Annotated in this window: 14 protein-coding genes; 4 read left to right on the top strand and 10 right to left on the bottom strand. The window is 60.7% G+C overall.

The genetic code is table 11. The features are described 5' to 3' along the window. Positions 1-33: 33 nt before the first annotated feature. Positions 34-531: a GNAT family N-acetyltransferase gene (locus FBAL_RS19610; RefSeq protein ID WP_083771209.1), complete on the top strand. Its 498-nt coding sequence runs from the start codon at positions 34-36 to the stop codon at positions 529-531. Here the strand turns inward: FBAL_RS19610 and FBAL_RS10925 are convergent. Next, positions 494-790: a GIY-YIG nuclease family protein gene (locus FBAL_RS10925; protein ID WP_013345663.1), complete on the bottom strand. Its 297-nt coding sequence runs from the start codon at positions 788-790 to the stop codon at positions 494-496. The genes FBAL_RS19610 and FBAL_RS10925 overlap by 38 nt on opposite strands. Positions 791-996: 206 nt before the next feature. Here FBAL_RS10925 and nrfA point away from each other — a divergent pair, with 206 nt between their 5' ends. Next, entirely contained in the window at positions 997-2,355 is a 1,359-nt protein-coding gene (nrfA, locus tag FBAL_RS10920) for an ammonia-forming cytochrome c nitrite reductase (protein WP_041251271.1), read from the top strand. Positions 2,356-2,430: 75 nt separating this feature from the next. Here the strand turns inward: nrfA and ypfJ are convergent, their stop codons facing one another. After that, complete coding sequence (gene ypfJ / locus FBAL_RS10915; protein WP_013345661.1) at positions 2,431-3,285, bottom strand: KPN_02809 family neutral zinc metallopeptidase; 855 nt, start codon at positions 3,283-3,285, stop codon at positions 2,431-2,433. A 403-nt stretch (positions 3,286-3,688) separates the two neighbouring features. Here ypfJ and FBAL_RS10910 point away from each other — a divergent pair, with 403 nt between their 5' ends. Beyond that, a complete protein-coding gene (locus FBAL_RS10910; protein ID WP_013345659.1) occupies positions 3,689-4,705 on the top strand; it encodes a DUF2235 domain-containing protein in 1,017 nt (338 codons plus the stop codon). Positions 4,706-4,957: 252 nt separating this feature from the next. Here FBAL_RS10910 and FBAL_RS10905 read toward each other — a convergent pair whose 3' ends face one another. Together FBAL_RS10905 and FBAL_RS10900 are read right to left on the bottom strand one after the other, a co-directional pair. Next, positions 4,958-7,609, bottom strand: a complete 2,652-nt coding sequence (locus FBAL_RS10905) for a TonB-dependent receptor domain-containing protein (protein WP_013345658.1) — start codon at positions 7,607-7,609, stop codon at positions 4,958-4,960. A gap of 107 nt (positions 7,610-7,716) precedes the next feature. Further along, positions 7,717-10,455, bottom strand: a complete 2,739-nt coding sequence (locus FBAL_RS10900; RefSeq protein WP_013345657.1) for a hypothetical protein — start codon at positions 10,453-10,455, stop codon at positions 7,717-7,719. Positions 10,456-10,784: 329 nt separating this feature from the next. Between FBAL_RS10900 and FBAL_RS10895 the strand changes: the two genes are divergently transcribed. Next, positions 10,785-11,828 carry a cation:proton antiporter domain-containing protein gene (locus FBAL_RS10895; protein ID WP_041251270.1) on the top strand — a complete coding sequence of 348 codons (1,044 nt, stop codon included), beginning with the start codon at positions 10,785-10,787 and terminating at the stop codon, positions 11,826-11,828. Here FBAL_RS10895 and FBAL_RS10890 read toward each other — a convergent pair. From FBAL_RS10890 to FBAL_RS10865, 6 genes are all read right to left on the bottom strand, one after another. Continuing rightward, complete coding sequence (locus tag FBAL_RS10890) at positions 11,757-12,497, bottom strand: DedA family protein (protein ID WP_013345655.1); 741 nt, start codon at positions 12,495-12,497, stop codon at positions 11,757-11,759. The genes FBAL_RS10895 and FBAL_RS10890 overlap by 72 nt on opposite strands. Positions 12,498-12,604: 107 nt before the next feature. Next, entirely contained in the window at positions 12,605-12,949 is a 345-nt protein-coding gene (locus FBAL_RS10885) for a DUF3135 domain-containing protein (protein WP_013345654.1), read from the bottom strand. A gap of 262 nt (positions 12,950-13,211) precedes the next feature. Further along, positions 13,212-14,459, bottom strand: a complete 1,248-nt coding sequence (locus tag FBAL_RS10880; protein ID WP_013345653.1) for an HD-GYP domain-containing protein — start codon at positions 14,457-14,459, stop codon at positions 13,212-13,214. Positions 14,460-14,524: 65 nt separating this feature from the next. Next, positions 14,525-14,941: a DUF2057 family protein gene (locus FBAL_RS10875; protein WP_013345652.1), complete on the bottom strand. Its 417-nt coding sequence runs from the start codon at positions 14,939-14,941 to the stop codon at positions 14,525-14,527. Between the two features lie 55 nt (positions 14,942-14,996). After that, complete coding sequence (locus FBAL_RS10870; protein ID WP_013345651.1) at positions 14,997-16,370, bottom strand: ATP-binding protein; 1,374 nt, start codon at positions 16,368-16,370, stop codon at positions 14,997-14,999. Positions 16,371-16,372: 2 nt separating this feature from the next. Continuing rightward, on the bottom strand, positions 16,373-17,047 hold the full coding sequence (locus FBAL_RS10865; RefSeq protein ID WP_013345650.1) for a response regulator: 675 nt from the start codon (positions 17,045-17,047) through the stop codon (positions 16,373-16,375). Positions 17,048-17,064: the final 17 nt, after the last annotated feature.

Below are 17,064 nucleotides of genomic sequence, written 5' to 3'. Positions count from 1 at the left end.
GCCCTTGACCGGCAAACTCCCGTTTCTCGAGCCATGATGACGCCCCGACCCATCTCCAGCCAGGACCACAGTCTGGTGCGCCGCCTCTACGGCGACCCTGAACGCATGGCTTCGATTGGCCCCGCCATGACTCATCCACAGATTGAGCGCCTGATGCAGGAGCGGCTCAAACCCTGGCACCCGCAGGCTGACCATTGGGGATGTTGGGTGTTGCACACCGAACAACAGGCGCTGGGCATTGTGGGTGCCCGCCGTTTGCCGATGGAGCAGGCCACCGCAGAAGTGGGGTTTATGTTGCTGAAACAGGGGGAGGGGCAGGGGCTGGCGAGTCAAGGCCTGGACTGGCTATGCCAGCGGGCGTTTACTGAGTGGAAGCTGGAGCGACTGGTGGCGCTCTGCCTGCCGGATAACCAGCGCAGCATCCGGGTATTGCGTGGGCGGGGGTTTCACGAAGGCTATCGCCTGCCTGAGTCTGTGCCCTGGGGCACATCCTTCAGGGATGGCGTGGTGTACCTTCGGGATCGGGATTAAGCGGCACCTGACTGTTGACCAGCGCCTCCTTGGCGGATTTGCTTAGCTGCTTGATGCGGTATTCCGCCTTCAACGCGTCGCTGCGACTGCCCGCAGGGCTTTGGTAGACCAGGGTCAGTGGGCCTTTGCCGCGCAGCGCGCGGGCACCCTTGGGGGCACCGGCCTGGTGTTCGGCAAAGCGGCGTTCGACATCGGTGGTGATGCCGGTATAGAGGTGGCCGCTGCGGGTGCGAACCAGATACAAAAACCAGTCAGACATGGGGAACCTTTTTCTCGCCGGCCAGTCTACCAGTGCAGGATCCCATCTCAAAGCGCAGAAAATGAAAGAACTTTTCATTTTTTTCGTCGAGAGGTGTGATCACATCCCGATAACCTTTCAACTACCCCCATCGGGGTATGCCCACCTTGAGTCAATCTCCCTAATCTGAGCCTGCAGTCGCAAACTTAAAGCGATGATGAGGGATGATGATGAAAAAGATTAATAAACTGCTGCTGTCCGTTGCCATTGCCGGCCTCTGTGGCGGTGCCATGGCCAAACCGGTCGAATCCGATAACGAAGCCTGGAAGGCGAAATTCCCCAACCAATACGACTCCTGGGCAAGTTCCGCAGAAACCGATCAGATTGTTGACCTGCTGGCCGACGATCCGAACCTCGTGGTGCTGTGGGCCGGTTACGGTTTCTCCAAAGATTACAACAAGGCTCGCGGCCACTACTACGCCGTGACCGACGTGATTCAGACTCTGCGTACCGGTGCCCCGATGAACGACACCGACGGCCCGATGCCGGCGGCGTGCTGGTCCTGTAAGTCTCCTGACGTTGCCCGTATGTACCAGGAAGTGGGTGAAGGCAACTTCAACGACCACAAATTCGGTAAGTGGGGCCACGAAATGGGCAACGCCATCGGTTGTGCTGACTGTCACGAAAGCGGCACTCCGAAGCTGACCCTGTCCCGCCCGTACGCTGAGCGCGCCATGGAGAAAGTGGACCTGACCTTCTCCGAGCAGTCCCGCGACATGAAAGCGGCGCAAACCTGTGGCCAGTGTCACGTTGAGTACTACTTCGACAAGAACGACCACAACAACGTGCGCTTCCCGTGGGAGAACGGTTTCACTGCTGAAGGTGCTGAGAAGTACTTTGACAGCATCGGCTTTGCCGACTGGACCCACAAGATCTCCAAAGCCCCGATGCTGAAAGCTCAGCACCCGGAGTTTGAGACCTGGGCCACCAGCGTTCACGCTGAGATGGATGTGACCTGTATCACCTGTCACATGCCGAAAGTCACTAACGATCAGGGCCGCAAGTTCTCCAAGCACAACGTTGGTAATGCGCTGGATAACTTCGATGTTGCCTGTTCCTCCTGCCACGACAGCCAGGCGGACCTGAAAGCCACCCTGAAAGCGAACAAAGAAGCGATCAATGCTGAGAAGCTGAAAGCCGAAGCCATCATCGTTCGTGCCCACTTCGAAGCGGGCGCCGCCTGGGAAGCCGGTGCGACCGAAGCTGAGATGAAGCAGGCCCTGACCCACATCCGTCACGCTCAGTGGCGCTGGGACTTCGCCATCGCTTCCCACGGCGTTCACGCTCACAACCCGCAAGAAGCCCTCCGTCTGCTGGCCTCTGCTCAGGAGATCGGTCTGCAAGCCCAGGCTGAGCTGAAGAAGGTACTGACCAAGTACGGCGTCGCCCAGCCGGTTGCCATCCCGGACATCTCCACCAAAGAAGCCGCTCAGGCGCTGGTGGGCTGGGACAAAGCCAAGCTGGACGCTCAGAAGGAAGCCTTCCTCGAGCAGCGCGTTGACAAAGAGTGGCCTGAGCGCAACTAAGTCGACTCTCACACAGTGATCAAGCCCGACCGGAAACGGTCGGGCTTTTTTGTGTTGCGACGGCGGGGCTCAGGCTCAGGGCTGGGCCACAGAGAAGGTATCGCAGTCGGCGGGGTTGCCGTTCTCCATGCCGCGCTGGAACCACTTCAGCCGCTGTGCCGAGGTGCCGTGGGTAAAGCTGTCCGGCACTACAGTGCCCTGGCTGCGCCGCTGCAGGCGGTCGTCGCCAATGGCCTGGGCCGCACCCAGCGCCTCTTCAATATCCCCCGGCTCCAGCCGGTTCTGTTGCATCAGGTAGTGGCCCCAGGCCCCGGCGTAACAATCGGCCTGAAGCTCCAGCCGCACGGACAGGGCATTGGCTTCGGCCTGGCCGACGGCCTGCTGGCGTTGTCTGACCTCGGCACTGGTGCCCAACAGAGTTTGAATGTGGTGACCCACCTCATGGGCCACCACATAGGCCTGGGCAAAGTCACCCGGGGCGCCCAGTTGGGTGCGCATGTCGTCGTAGAAACTAAGGTCGATGTAGATCTGCTGGTCCGCCGGGCAGTAGAAGGGCCCCATGGCAGCCTGACCCCGGCCGCAGTGGGTCGAGGTACTGCCACGGTACAGCACCAGGGTCGGCTCCTGATAGGTCTTGCCGGCCTCGGCGAACTTCTGGTGCCAGAAGGTTTCGGTGTCGGCCAGCACCACGGAAGTCATCTGCGCCAGTTCATCATCCTGGGGCGAGACCGCTGTGGTTGGGGTGCCGCCGCCTCCGCCCCCCACCAGCATCAGCAGCAGGGCAGGGTCGACGCCAAAATAGAGTCCGCCCAGTATCACCGCCAAGCCAATCAGGCCACCCTTGCCACGCGGAATGGGCAACCCCAGGGGGCGCCGTTGCCCGCGACGGTCCTCAACATTGCGGCTTTGCCGCTGACCACGCCAACGCATCGTTCTGTTCTCGGTTGTCCGGGATGAGACAAGTGTAGTGGGCTGGTGAGCGGGCAAACAAAAGGGGCCCCGGAGGGCCCCTTAGCGGATGATGGCGGGTTCAGGCTGCCAGCTTCTTCGGCGCCGGTTGGCCGGTTTGCTTGTCCAGATCCTTCATCATCTGACGAAATCGTTTATTACGCATCTTGCGTGCCATGCTTCACTCCTTTCGCGGTTAATTCGTCACCACTATAGTCATGCTATTGAAAATTCTTCAACTTCAATTCATGAAAGGGACTGATGCGGTCACTGTTTATCACCGGTTCGCTCATACAATGCGCGAGTGGCAGGAGTGGGCCTTTTCATGACAGGCCAGTGCTTTATAGTGGGTCTGCCGCGAGCAAGCAGTAACTAGGGACGGGCAATGAAGAACATCGTGATCTGTGCCGATGGCACCTGGAACGGGCCGGAGCCGGACTCTCAGCAAGACACCGCCACCAACGTATTGAAACTGGCGCGGGCCATCGCGCCCTTTGACGATCATGGGCGCGCTCAGGTGGTGTTTTATGACTGGGGGGTCGGGGCAGACTGTCAGCCGATTACCGGCGGTGCATTTGGCCGGGGGCTCGATAAGAACGTGCAGGATTGCTACCGCTTTATCGTACAGAACTACGAGCCCGGCGATCACCTCTACCTGTTTGGCTTCAGCCGGGGCGCTTACACCGTCCGCAGCCTGGCAGGAATGCTCTACAACTGTGGGGTGCTGCAGCGGATCCACGCCAACCGTATCCCTGACGCGTTCGAACTGTATAAAGACCGCAATATCCATCCTCAAGACCCGCAATCGATGATGTTCCGCGCTCACTACGCGGTGAACGAAGAGGTTCGGGTGCGATTTATTGGTGCCTTCGACACCGTCGGCGCCCTTGGTGTGCCGCTGCGGATGTTGGGTTGGCTGAACGAGAAGCACCTGTTTCACGACACCGAACTGGGCCCCAATGTTGAGATCGCCCGTCATGCGTTGGCGCTGGACGAGCGGCGCCAGGATTTTGTACCGGCACTGTGGCAGGCCAGTCCGACCGTGGACCTCAAGCAGGTGTGGTTTGCCGGTGTGCACAGCGACATCGGAGGGGGTTACCACCGCGAACCGGGCAGTGGTCGTTTGTCAGACATTCCGCTGGGCTGGATGGCGCGGGAGGCCCAGTTGGCCGGACTGGAGGTGGAGAGTCACCTGTTTGCCCAACTGGATGAAGACCCGCTTGCGCCGCGCCATGAAGAGTACGACGGGTTTTATCGTTTGTTGGGTGAGCATCAGCGCACCTTGGCACCGGAGCACCGGGTGCACGCCAGCGTGCGCCAGCGTCACCTTGGCAACGGCTATGCGCCGTCGCCACTGCTGGCGCGGATTGACGCAGGGGAGTGGGGCGAACTGGAGGTGTAGGCTCGCCCCCGCAAGGTTGAACCCTTCACGGTGAGGGACACACAGACCAACAAGGAAAGCCAGTGTGCCCGTATCTCACCGCCTGCACCCTGAAAACAGAATGCCTGAAGCCCTTGCGGGAGCGTAAACGGTTGCCCAGAGTGTTGGACTCTGAAATCTGTCGGGGGGTTCCGACAGTGCAATGGTCAGCGCTCACGCATAAGCGCTGACCATTGCACTGGCCCCGCCGGCCCTGGCCGGCGGGGCTGCCTTTTAAAACTCGAAGGCGAAGGTCAGGGTAAATTCGGTGCCCGGCTCCTTCCAGAACACCTCTTTGCCCTCCTGCTGATACTCCGTCTCCTGGCCCAGAATGTTTTTGGCTTTAAATTTCACCGCCATTTGGTCCAGCGGGTAGACGCTGTAGGTGAAGTCCAGTGAGTGGAACGGCTGCTCCAGAACGTCATCCAGACCGGCGCTGCCGGCGTAGGCGATGCGCTCACCAAATACGTTGTAGACCAGGGTAGCGGCATGCAGATTGTCCGGTGAATCGAAGCTGAGCTGGAGGTTGGCGACCCACTCGGAGTGGCCGGTCATGCGGCGCTTGCTGTTGGTCGGGTTGATGTTGCCGGACGGGGCGATGGTGATCTCAGAGTCGCTCAGGGTCAGGTTGCCGGAAACAAACAGGCCGTCCCAGATGGCAGAGCCCTCGTTGATAAAGCCCAGCTCCTGGTGAAACTCGGTTTCGAGGCCGTAGATCTCACCGTTTTCCGCGTTCTGGAAGGTCAGCAGGGTGTCCTGTTCGGTCACCACCTGCACCGATTCAATCGGCGCTTCCAGATCCTTGTAGAAGGCGCCGACACTCAGGTTGGAGCCGCTCTCCATGTACCATTCCCAGCGCACATCGACGTTCTGAATGTCTGAGCTGTCCAGGTCGGCGTTGCCGATCATGTCAAAGCCGGTGACCGGATCCTTAAACCGCACCGGCGCCACTTCCCGCAGATCCGGCCGCACCAGAGTCTTGGAGTAAGCGAGACGCAGCTGCATCTCGTCGTTCATGATCCAGGTGGCGGACAGGGAGGGGTACCAGCCATCTTCGGCGGTGCTGTAATCCAGCACATCATTGCGGCCACCCTCATCCGAGATTTCGCCCTCCGGGGTCAGCGGCAGCATCACCTGGCGGAAGTCTTCGTAACGGGCCCCCCCGGTAATGCGGAAGGTGTCGGCCCAGTTCAGGTCAAACTCAGCAAAACCCGCGTCAATCATCTGCGCAGCGATGTAGTCGTCGGTTTCCGAGGTGGTGTCGAGCAGGGCGAAACCGTTGTCCGGGTTGCTGATGTTGGCGTCGGAGAACACCTCATCAAAATCCCCCACCAGGTTATCGGCCTGGTAACGGGAGGCGTCGAAGGCCAGACGGGTGGAGTAGGAGGTGCGAGCCCGCTCAAAGTACTCGTAACCGCCTTTCAGCTTCAGTTCGGCGTCGCCGATGTAGAGCGGCAGCATCAGGTCGAAGCCGTAGTTTTCGGTGTCGTCCTTCAGGTCACTGTAACGGTACACCGCTGCGTCGGAGCGCTTGGCCATGGCCCGGTCTGTGATGGCGCCGTTGTCGTCCTGCAGCACCGAGTAGGTGTAGGCCAGCTCGTTTGGCGCCTGACGGCGGGCGCGGGCATCGGTGTACTGCCAGTTGGCTTCGATGTCCCACAGATAGGGGAAAAAGTGCTGACCGCTGATCTGGTTGCTGATCAGGGTGCGCTCTTCGTAGTCCACTGAGTGGACTTCGAGGGCGCGATCTTCATTGATGGTGTCGAGGGTCTCTTCCAGGGTGATTCGAACGTCATCGGAGGTGTCGCTCAGGTAGGTGGTGTGGGTAGAGAGCTTATGATCGTCGGTCCACTCCAGACCCATATTCCACATGCCGGACCACTGCACAATCTGCTCACTGCCACGCACGTTGGCGCTGGCGTTCAGGTCGCCCTCGGCGTTGGCCAACTCGGCTTCACGCTGACGGTAGTTGTCGGTTTGGTTCTTGTAATAGGTGCCGCCAACAAAGCCGAAGCGCCAGTCACCGGCGTCGTCCAGATCCAGGTTGTGGCCAACGCTGAGGCTGCCGCGGAACCCGGGATTGCTGCTCTTCTCCTGCAGCGTCATGTTGCGGTTCATATCCTGTGCCAGGCCACGGTTGATGGCCACCGCCTGATCGGCGTCCTGCACCACGCGGAAGATGTCGGTCACCGAGATGCCACCGTAGCTGGCAAAGGCATCACTGACCGACTGGGGCAGGGCACGGGTGCCGTCATCGCGGCCCTGCCAATCGTCATCGCCACCGGGGTAGGTGAGGCGGTCATCGCTGTTATTGGTGTTGTACTGGCCGCCGACCGAGAACTTGATAAAGAAGTCGTTGGGGATCGCCTTGGTGCGGATGTCGACATGACCGCCACCGAAGGTTGCCGGATTGGCGGGGGAGGCGGCTTTCTGCACCGACAGGGACTGGATGATGGCCGCCGGGAACAGATCCATCGGGATCACCGAACGGGTCGGGTCCGGGCTGGGCACCTGGGCGCCATTCAATGAGGTGCTGGAGTAGCGCTCACCGAGGCCGCGCACGTAGATAAACTGGCCGTTGCGCAGGGTCAGGCCGGTGACACGACGCAGGGCAGCAGCGGCATCGCTGTCGCCGGTACGGGCGATCTGGTCGGCGCCCATCAGGTCCGCCACGTAGGGGATCTCGCGGCGCTCTTCCACCACCTCAGAGGCGGCGCGTTGCAGGCGGCCGACCACAGAGATGACTTCCACCTGCTGGTTGTCGGCCCCGGCCTCGGTGTCGGTGTCAGCCGCCAGGGCCGGGAAGCTCAGCAAACTGGCGAGGGACAGGGCTTTTGCCACGGCCAAACCGGTTTTGCTGGTGCGGAATTTGGGTTGGGATTTCATGCTAAGACGTTCCTGAGTCCTTGGATAAGCGGGCTGCCAGCAGGCAACCCGATGGACGATACGGCAAGAAATGCCGGGGTGGTGAACCACCCCGGTCGTCCTGGGGGTTACGGCTGGTAGCTCCAGCCCTGAGTCCAGTCGTTGCTGCCATCGAAGGCGCCTTTGTAATCGGTGTCGTCGAAGAAGGCGTCAACGGTGCTCATGTCTTTACCGGTGCCGAGGGCGATGGAGGAAGCGGTGGGCATGCCGTTGGTCAGCTCAACCGGACCAATCACGTTGCCTTCCTGGCCTTCGAACCAGGCGGTGGTGTCAAACGCGTCTTCGTTCTTCACCGGCTCCACACAATCGATGATCGAATGGGTCAGGGTCAGGCTGCCGTCTTCGGCGTTGAGCTGGGTGGAGGCGTCATCAATCTCCAGGCACTCACCGGTGTTGATGCCACCCTGGATAACGAAGTTGGCGAGTTGGGCGCGGGTGGCTACACGCAGCACCATGCCCTCGGCATCGTCGCTGCCGTTGTTGCCACCGGCAGGCAGGATGGTGACGTTGGAGATCGTTGGGTTGGAGAACGGTGTACCCAGCGGGTCAGACTTGGAGCTGTCCGCTTCGATACCGCGGTTAGCGGCGTTGTCTTCCTGGGTGATGAACACGTACTGGGCTTTGCCACGCCAGCCGTTGGTCCAGTCCAGAGAGTCATCGAAGTTGTCGGTCAGGTAGACGTACTTGAGGTTGACGCTGCCGCCCCAGAACTCAACGCCGTCGTCGTCGTTCTTGTGCACCTGGATGTGGTCTACCTGGGTGCCCGAGCCAACGCCGCCGAAGCTGATGCCGTTCAGTTCCTGGGTGTCATTGATCTTGAAGCCGGCATAGCGCACCTGCACATAGCTCAACTGGCCGCTGGAATCCTCGTCGTTGTTGCCGCCGAACAGGTGGTTACCCACTTCGAACGCCACGTCGCAGTCGTCCAGGCTGGCACAGGTGTTTACCGGCGCATTCCCCAGCAGCACCAGACCGCCCCATTGGCCGCGGTCGGTGTTCAGGCCCAGTACGTCTTCGGAGGAGGTGAACACGATGGGCATCGCTTCGCTGCCCTGAGCCATGATTTTGGAGCCACGGCTGATCACCAGGTAGCTGTTGCTGGTGCCATAAACCTCAACCCCGGCCTGAATCGCCAGAGTAGCGCTCTGCTCATTGTCGCCGCCAATCACTACCGGGCCGCCATCCAGCTTGTACTTCACGTTGCTGCCTGCCAGCAGGGTAAGGTTGTTGGTGATGTTGCCGGTCAGGGTACAGACCAGATCGGTACCCTCGATAAGCGCGGCGTCCGCCGCGTCATTTGCGGTGCCGGCAGGGCAGGAGGTCAGCGGTGCCAGTTCGGTCGGGGCGCTGTCCTCCTCGTCATGGATGGCGGTGGTCCAGCCCAGCGTCCAGTCGTTGGTGCCGTCAAAGGCGCCGATGTAGGCGGCGTCATCGAGACGGCTGTCGATGTTGGCCAGGCCCGCTTTGCCGCCGGTCAGGGCCGGGGAAGCGGCGGTAGGCTGATAACCTTCCAGCGCAGCGGCACCCACGATGTTGCCCTCTTGGCCGGTGAACCAGGCTTCGACGTCGAGCAGCACGTTGTCGGCGTCGTCCTTCGGGTTTTTAAAGGCTTCCACACAGTCGATCAGGCTGTGGGTCATCACCAGTTCGCCACCCTGGGCGTTGGCCACGGTGCTGGCGTCGTTGATCTCAAGACACTCACCGGTCTCCAGGCCACCTTTTACCAGCGCGTTGTGCAGGGAGGCGCCGGTGCCGACCCGGAACAGGATACCTTCGGCGTCGTCGCCGCCGCCGTTGGTGCCTCCGCCCAGTTGCAGGGTCAGGTTGGCCAGAGTGGGCTTGGACATCGGCTCATCGGTGCCGGATTTGGAGCTGTCGGCTTCGATACCCCGGTTGGCGCCATTGTCGTCGGTACGGATGTAGACGTGTTGAGCGGCGCCACGCCAGCCGTTGGTCCAGTCGAGGGAGTCGTCAAAGTTTCCGGTCAGTACCACATGCTTGACGGTGGCGTTGCCGCCCCAGAACTCAATGCCGTCGTCGTCGTTCATATGAACCTGCAGGTAGTCGACGGTGGTGCCGGAGCCCACCCCCGCGAACGAGACGCCGTTCAGTTCCTGAGTGTCGTTAATCTTGAAGCCGCCGAATTCAACGCGGACGTATTTGAGGGAGCCAGAGCTGTCGTCCTCAATGTTGCCGCCGTAGCTGTGGTTACCCACCTCAAACGCGGCGTCACAACTGGCCAGGTCGGCACAGGCGTTGACCGGAGCGTTACCCAGCAGCACCAGGCCGCCCCACTGACCGCGGTCAGTCGACAAGCCCAGGCCGGATTCCACGGAGGTGAAGACGATGGGGGTGTCGGCGGTGCCTTCGGCCTGGATTTGAGAACCCCGGCTGATCACCAGATAGGCATCGGAGTTGCCCAGAATGGTGGTGCCGGGCTCAACGTTCAGTACGGTCTGGTTGGTGTTGTCGCCACCCACCACAACCGCACCGGACAGCTCCCACACCACGTCGTTGCCGAGGGTGATGCTGTCTTCGGTCTGATTGCCGCTGCCGTTAGCGTTGCCGGTCAGGTTACCGGACAGGGTCCACACCTCTTTGCCGTCCACGGTTGCGATGCTGGTGCTGCGGGTCGCGAAGCTGCCGTACGCCTCTTCCGTCGGTGAACTGGTCGGCGGGGTGGTGGGATTGGTCGGGGTGGTGGGGGTGGTTTCGCCACCGGCATTGATGTTGATGTCGCCACCACAGCCGGCCAGGATCAGGGCCGAAGTCAGAGCACTTAGGGTGAATAGGTTCTTGAGTTTCATTGAGGTTCTCCGCAACTGCATTGCGTTTGTTGTGATGAATTGGCGTTGCAAGCTAGTTTCGGAATGTTTCACTAAAGTTAATTTTGTTCGCTGGGTTTTTGAGCAATTATTCAAACCCGCTTCCGGCGCGGCTTTCAGCGGTGCCTGAAATATAAATTTCAATTAACTGTCATGGAACGTGCATCGAAAAAGCGCGACTTGGCAGCGAATTGAGCCTCTTTTTCGATAATGTGGCGAACCGGGAGTGAACGGCGGTGAATGGGTTGGTTTCGGCCGCGGTGGTGTTTTCTTTGGTGGCGATGTGCCGAACATTGCCAAACGGGGTGCGATTGCCGCTGCTCCTGATCCTGGGCACCGTGGCCGGGCAACTGGTCAGCCGGCTTCAGTGGGACAGCGGCTGGGATGCGCAGTCGCTCACCACCGGCATCCTCTATCTGGTGCTGCCTTTGCTTGTCTGGGAGTTGGCGGCCCGCTTGCCGTTGCGCCGTTTACGCCGCTATCGCGGGCCGGTGGCGGTCCAGGCCCTTCTGACCTTCCTGATGATGCTGGCCGGGGTCAGTGCGGTGTTGTTCTTTGGCATCAGCCACGCTGGCTTTCCTCTGTTATCGGCGTTGGTGGCCGCCACGCTGTTGGCGACCGCCGACCCCGGGTTCGCCACGCCCTACCTTGAGGGAGCCCGTCGGGTACAGGTCTGGCTCGAGGGGGAGGCGGCCGTGGTGGATGCATTGGCGTTGGTGTTGCTGATGGTGTTGCTCTCTCTGGACAGTGTCAGCCAGTGGTCAACGGCCACCCTGATGACGGACCTGTTGCGAACCGTTGCGGGTGCCATGTTGGCGGTGGCCTGTGGCGTGGCGGTGTGGCGAGTGGCCGGCGGCGCGCGCTGGGGGACGGTGTTAACCGGAGTGTGGCTTTGGTGGCTCTATCTGGGGGCCGAGTGGCTGCTGGCGGCCCCCGGTCTGGTGGTGGTGCTGGCTGCCACGGTATGGATTCGGCGGGGGCGGCCAGCGCCATTGCCCTGTCTGAATCTGACGCCCTGGTTGGCCGACAGCCTGGTGGTGGTATTGGGGTTTACTCTGACGGCGGCGATGTTCACCGAGCGCTATTGGGCGATGTTGCTGGCCATTGGGGCGGCGGGGGCGGTACGCCTGCTGTCGTTGCTGCCCTGGCTGATGTGGCGGGGATTGCCGATTCGGGGAGAGGAGCGGCGCCAGTGGTTGCTGGCGCCGAGTCGGGGGCCAATCACCTTAGCGTTGGTGTTGGCCCTGCCGACGGACTTGCCCGCCTGGTGGACGGTGCAGTCGTTAGCGTACGGTGTGATCTTGTTTGACCTGCTGCTCCAGGGCAGCCTGATCCACGGGGGGCGCAGCGGTTAGCGGCGGCTCAACGGTCACCTTGGGCAGCACCGGCGGCTGGGTACGGAAGTGGCGATAGAGCACGGCGGCAATGGCGGAGGCAAACAGCGCCAATGGCAGCAGCACGGCGGTCCGTGCGATCAGTGCGCTGTGCTCTGCGTAGAACGGGGTGTTCACGACGAAAGCGCCGAAAAAGCCGAGGCAGCCAGCCCAGCACCAGGCGCTGACGGCGTTGACCAGAGCGAAACGACGGCGGGACAGGTGCGCGGCACCCATCAGCATCGGCACCAGCACCCGGACAAATGGCAGGAAGCGGGCCGCGAACAGCGCCAGAATACCGTGCTTGCGGAACAACTCCGCAGCCCGGTTCAGGGTGCCCTCAGGCAGCAGTCGTTCAATATTGAATCGGGAGGGGCGCTGTTCCAGCCAGCGGCCCTGTTCATACGCGAGATAGCCCCCCACTGCCGCCGCAGCCGGGATCACCACGATACTGACGCTGGGATCAACAATGCCCAGTCCCACCAGGGCACCGCCAAAGATCACGATGCTGTCCCCGGGGAGGGGCAGGAAAACAAAGGCCGATTCGATCATCAGGATCAAGAACAGGCAGAGCACCAAGAGCCAGATGTGGGGATATTGCTGCAAAAATCCCACATCCTGGTGCCAAATGGCATGAAATAAATCGATCATCCTGAGTAACGCTGCTTCGGGCGCCGACAAGGCGCGCTTGGGGGGCTTCCAGCATAGCCAGCAGGAGTAAAATCGAACACGAAAAAACGTGATTTATGTCGGGTAGGTCACGCTCCGTGATGCCCCTGTTCCTCCGCTTGCTCAACATCTGGCCGAAGCGGAACAATTGTGGCTTGTTGGTCAAAATAGGCATCGGGCTGGTTGAGTGCCAGGGCCAGGCAATACAGTTTGTCCTGCATCATCGCCATCACCTGAACCAGCCCATGATAGGGGTTGCTGGCCCGCTCGAGGGTGCGGTCAACATGGGATTGTAGCGCCCGCAGTTGAGGCTGGTGATCGGGTTTGGCTGTGGCGATGGTCTCGTCTATCAGAGTCTGGCGCAGACGCTCCAGCGCTTGTGGGTCGTCTTTGGCCAGTTGTTGCAGCGTGTCGAAATCCGGCAGTGAAGTCATGCTCCCCTCCGATTCGTTGAGATGCCGCAACGTCCGTTGTCGGGGAGTGCCGTCCATGGCGCGTCCGTCTGAACGCGCCATCAAAGCATGGTTGCCGGTTGCCGCCTTGGCAAGGTTTCGGCGAGGCAAATGAGGACGTTAGGCCGTCTGAGACCGGGCGGGGAATGGTGAGGGACCGTGGATGGCAGCGTCGCCGTGTCGGTTTATCTTAACCGGGTGCAACGGAGCGACACTGCCATAACAGGGACGGGACACTTTGGTGTCAGTTCTGGCCTTTGATGTAGTAGTTGATGCGGTCGCGCGGGCTAAGGTATTCAAACGCGGCCTTGGACAGCGCTTCCGGGGGCAGACACTTGGCCACCTTGAGGCCCTCTTCGCCAACGCTGATCACCGCGGCGCTGTTCATCGGAATGGCCGGGTCGTAAAGCATCACATTGGGGCTGAGCAGGTTTTGCTCATCCAGTGACATCACGATGCCGTACTGGCCGCTGTCCAGTTGAACAATGGAGCCTGGCGGGTAGATCCCCATCATCTTGATAAATTGCTGCAGATAGTGGGTATTGAGCTGGTCCTGGCGGTGCTTATAGAGCCATCCGAGAGCGGTATTGGGGGTGCGACGTTTTCGGGGGTCTTTGTGGTGCACCAGGTTGTCGTATTCATTGACCACCGTCACCAGCTGGGCCAGCGGATCGATGCGGTCGGCCTTGAGCCCTTCCGGGTAGCCACTGCCATCAAGAAACTCGTGGTGCTGGCGGATGATGGCCACAGCCTGCCAGGGCAGTCCATTGTCGCCGTCTATCAGGGCATCGGCCATATTGGGGTGGTTTTTAAAGACCGCCCACTCTTTGGCGTCGTTGGGCATTCGGGTGGCGAGGCCAGCGGGCAGTCGCAACTTACCAAAATCGTGGAACAGGGCACCCAAGCCCACCACTTCCATCTCCATCTCGGTCAGGCCAAGGCGTTTGGCCAGCATCAACGACAACACCGTCACGTTCAGGCCGTGATGGTGGATGGCGTCACTGTGCTCCCCTTCGCTCATCAGGTGCAACTCCAGACCATCGGAGTTCACCAACTCGGCAATGATGCCCTGAACCACCTCAGTGGCGGCTTGCACCCCTTCCGCCGGGCGCGCCCGCACCTTGCTGGAAAGCGAACGGGCCCGGGCCAGGTTGTCCCGGTATTTCTTGGTGGCGTGGTTCAGGGATCGCTGGTAGCTCTTCAGCCGTTCAATCCGGGCCTGTTTGGCCTCAGCTAATGATTGCTGCACCTGAATCAGGGTGTCCTCATCCGGGACTGCCGGGGCAGCCGGCTCATCGGCTGCCACCCGGGAGCGGTCGGGATCGATGTAGACAAAGGTGAGCTTCAGCCGCTTCAGCAGCGCAATCTGTTGCGGCTCCTTAATGCGGAAGCTGTTGAACATAAAGGGGTGATCTCGCCAACCGATGGGAAGGCGAACAAAGTGTCCGACACGGACTTTATCAATATCGAGTTTGGTACTGGCTTGGCTCATGTTTGTCGGCAACTCACGATGTTGCCGACAGTTTACATGAACCAATATCTAGAGGATACAGAGTGTTACGGCCTGGCGAGCAGTTCGGCCAACAACTCATCACGGCTCCAGGTCCGGTGCGCGATACGCTCCCCATCACTGCGAGTCAGCTGAAAGTGCGGGTCTTCGGCAAAGTGGCGGGCCTGGCGCAGATCCATGATCGGGGCCTGCAGCATGTAACGCTCATTCGGCATCGATTCAAAGCGGATGACCTGAACCGGAGAACGGACAAATTCGTGGTCTTCGGCGTTGGCTTCAAACAGCGCATCGTAGCGGACGGTGATCACCTGTGAACCGGGGCCGATGTCCAGATTCTGATGGTACGCGTCAACGGGTTCACCGTTCAGGGTCAGCACCCGGACATTACTGCCCAACTGCAATTGTCCGGCAAACGCGGTGGTGGCGCTGAGCAACAGCGCGCTGAGCAGGGTAATGCGTTTCATGGTGTGGCCTCCTGTAGTCTGCCCATACACAGACCCAACAGGAGGCCGGGTGTGTTCATTCTTTTGTGGAATAACCACCAAACGGCAGCAACAGGTTGATGCGGGCGCCCTGCAACGGGGACTGGTCGATGGTCAGTTCACCGCCGTAGGCCACGGCCAACTCCTGACATACCGCCAGGCCGATGCCCTGGCCGGGGTGGCGCTCGTCGGCGCGTTCGCCACGACGCAATACCCGCTGGCGTTCTGTCGGGTCGATGCCCGGGCCGTCATCTTCCACCTGCAACAGGCAGTGGCCACCGTCGGTTCGACTTGCGCTGACCCGAACGGTATTGAGGGCAAAGCGATAGGCGTTGTCCATCAGGTTGCCCATCAGCTCCATCAGGTCCTCTCTGGAGCCCGGGAAGGCGCAACCGGAGGCGATCTGGATGTCGCAATGCACCCCTTTGTCCCGGTACACCTTATCCAGCATGGTGGTGAGCTGACGAACCACAGGCTCTATCTCAGCAGTGGCCTGGCTCAGGCCCTGACGCCCCATGGTGGCTTTACGCAACTGGTACTGCACCAGCAGGTCCATCTGGCCAAGTTGCTCATACAGCTCCTCCCGCGTGGTGCTGGGGTCCTTGGCGTCGTCGAGAATCGCCTGAGCCGCAGCCAGCCGGGTTTTGAGGCTGTGAGCCAGGTCTTTCATGGCATTCTGGTAGGTCTCCTTACGCCGCTCTGACTGGGTCAGCAGTTCGTTCAGGGCCAGGGTGATCTCGTGCAGTTCGTTGGCCTTGGGCGGGTCCAACCGGGTGCGTCGACCGCGGATGATCTGGTGCAGCTGCTCACCGAGGTGCTTAAGCGGCTTCATCCCCCACAATGCCGCACTGATCAGCAGCAGCATAATAATGGGCAGGGTGATGGCGACCTTCATGGCCACCCGCCGGTCCAGGGTTTTCAGCTCCGCAGCGGCGTCAGCACCATCGCGCAGGATAAGAATGTCGACGTGGCCCTTATCGGTATCGAACGACAGGGGGTATAGGTAATAGGGCTTGTTGTTGTTGAGCACCAGCGGGTGGGTGGGGGCCAGGTCGGGGTCGTCCGGCAGCAGGTCGCACAAGCCGGTGAGCCCTTCGCGCTGCGCGCCTTTGGAGATAAAGATGGATCCTCTTTCTGCGCTGCATACCGCAAACAGGTTGGCTCCGGGCTTAAAGCGTTCGTCGTTGGCCAGTGCGCCGGAGCCAATATTAACGCCATCCTCCCGCAGCTCGTCGCCAATGTAGGCAAGCTGGGCCGGAATGGTGCGGGCGGTACGACCATAGAGGTCGTTCTCGTTCAGATAGCGCTCGGCCCCGGCCAGGGTCAGTACCGCCAGGGTCAGCACGATCATTGAGGTGCCAATCACCCGACGGAAGATGGTCGGGCGTTGGCAGAGTTGGCGAAATTGCATGGTTACTGGCAGGCCTGATTAAAGCGGTAGCCCTGGCCACGGATGGTGACGATGGGGTTGTTCATGCCCCCGCTGACCAGCTTTTTGCGCAGTCGGGAGATCATCACTTCAACGGTGTTCGGGTCGCCTTCGCGGTCCTCGTACAGCACGTCCAGAAGGCGTTGCTTGGAGATCACCTGCTGATGATGGCGCATCAGGTACTCCAGGATCTGGTATTCAAACGCGGTCAGCTCAAGCAGGTCACCGGCCAGGGTGACGCTTTTGCCGGTCAGGTCCATCTTCAGCGAACCACAACTGATCTCCGGTTTGATAAAGCCGGCGCTGCGGCGCACCAGGGCGTTGAGGCGAGCCATCAGCTCCTCAATGCGGAAGGGCTTAACCAGATAGTCGTCGGCGCCAGCGTTCAGACCCTCCACCTTGTCCTGCCAGCTGTCACGGGCGGTCAGGATCAGAATGGGGAACGCTTTGCCCTGATCCCGCAGTCGCTGGATTAGGGACAGGCCGCTTTCGTCGGGCAAACCGAGGTCAACCACCGCAATGTCCAGGGGGTAGTTATTGGCCAGGTACTCGCCTTCAGAGGCGGTCTGACTGGCCTGCACCTGGTTGCCCAGCTCAGAAAGGCGCACCTTAAGGTGGTGGCAAAGGAGCGGGTCATCTTCAATTACAAGTATTTGCATATCGGTGGTCCGGGTAA

It is taken from the genome of Ferrimonas balearica DSM 9799 (assembly GCF_000148645.1).
Classification (GTDB): domain Bacteria; phylum Pseudomonadota; class Gammaproteobacteria; order Enterobacterales; family Shewanellaceae; genus Ferrimonas; species Ferrimonas balearica.
This window is presented reverse-complemented; position numbering and strand designations above follow the sequence as displayed.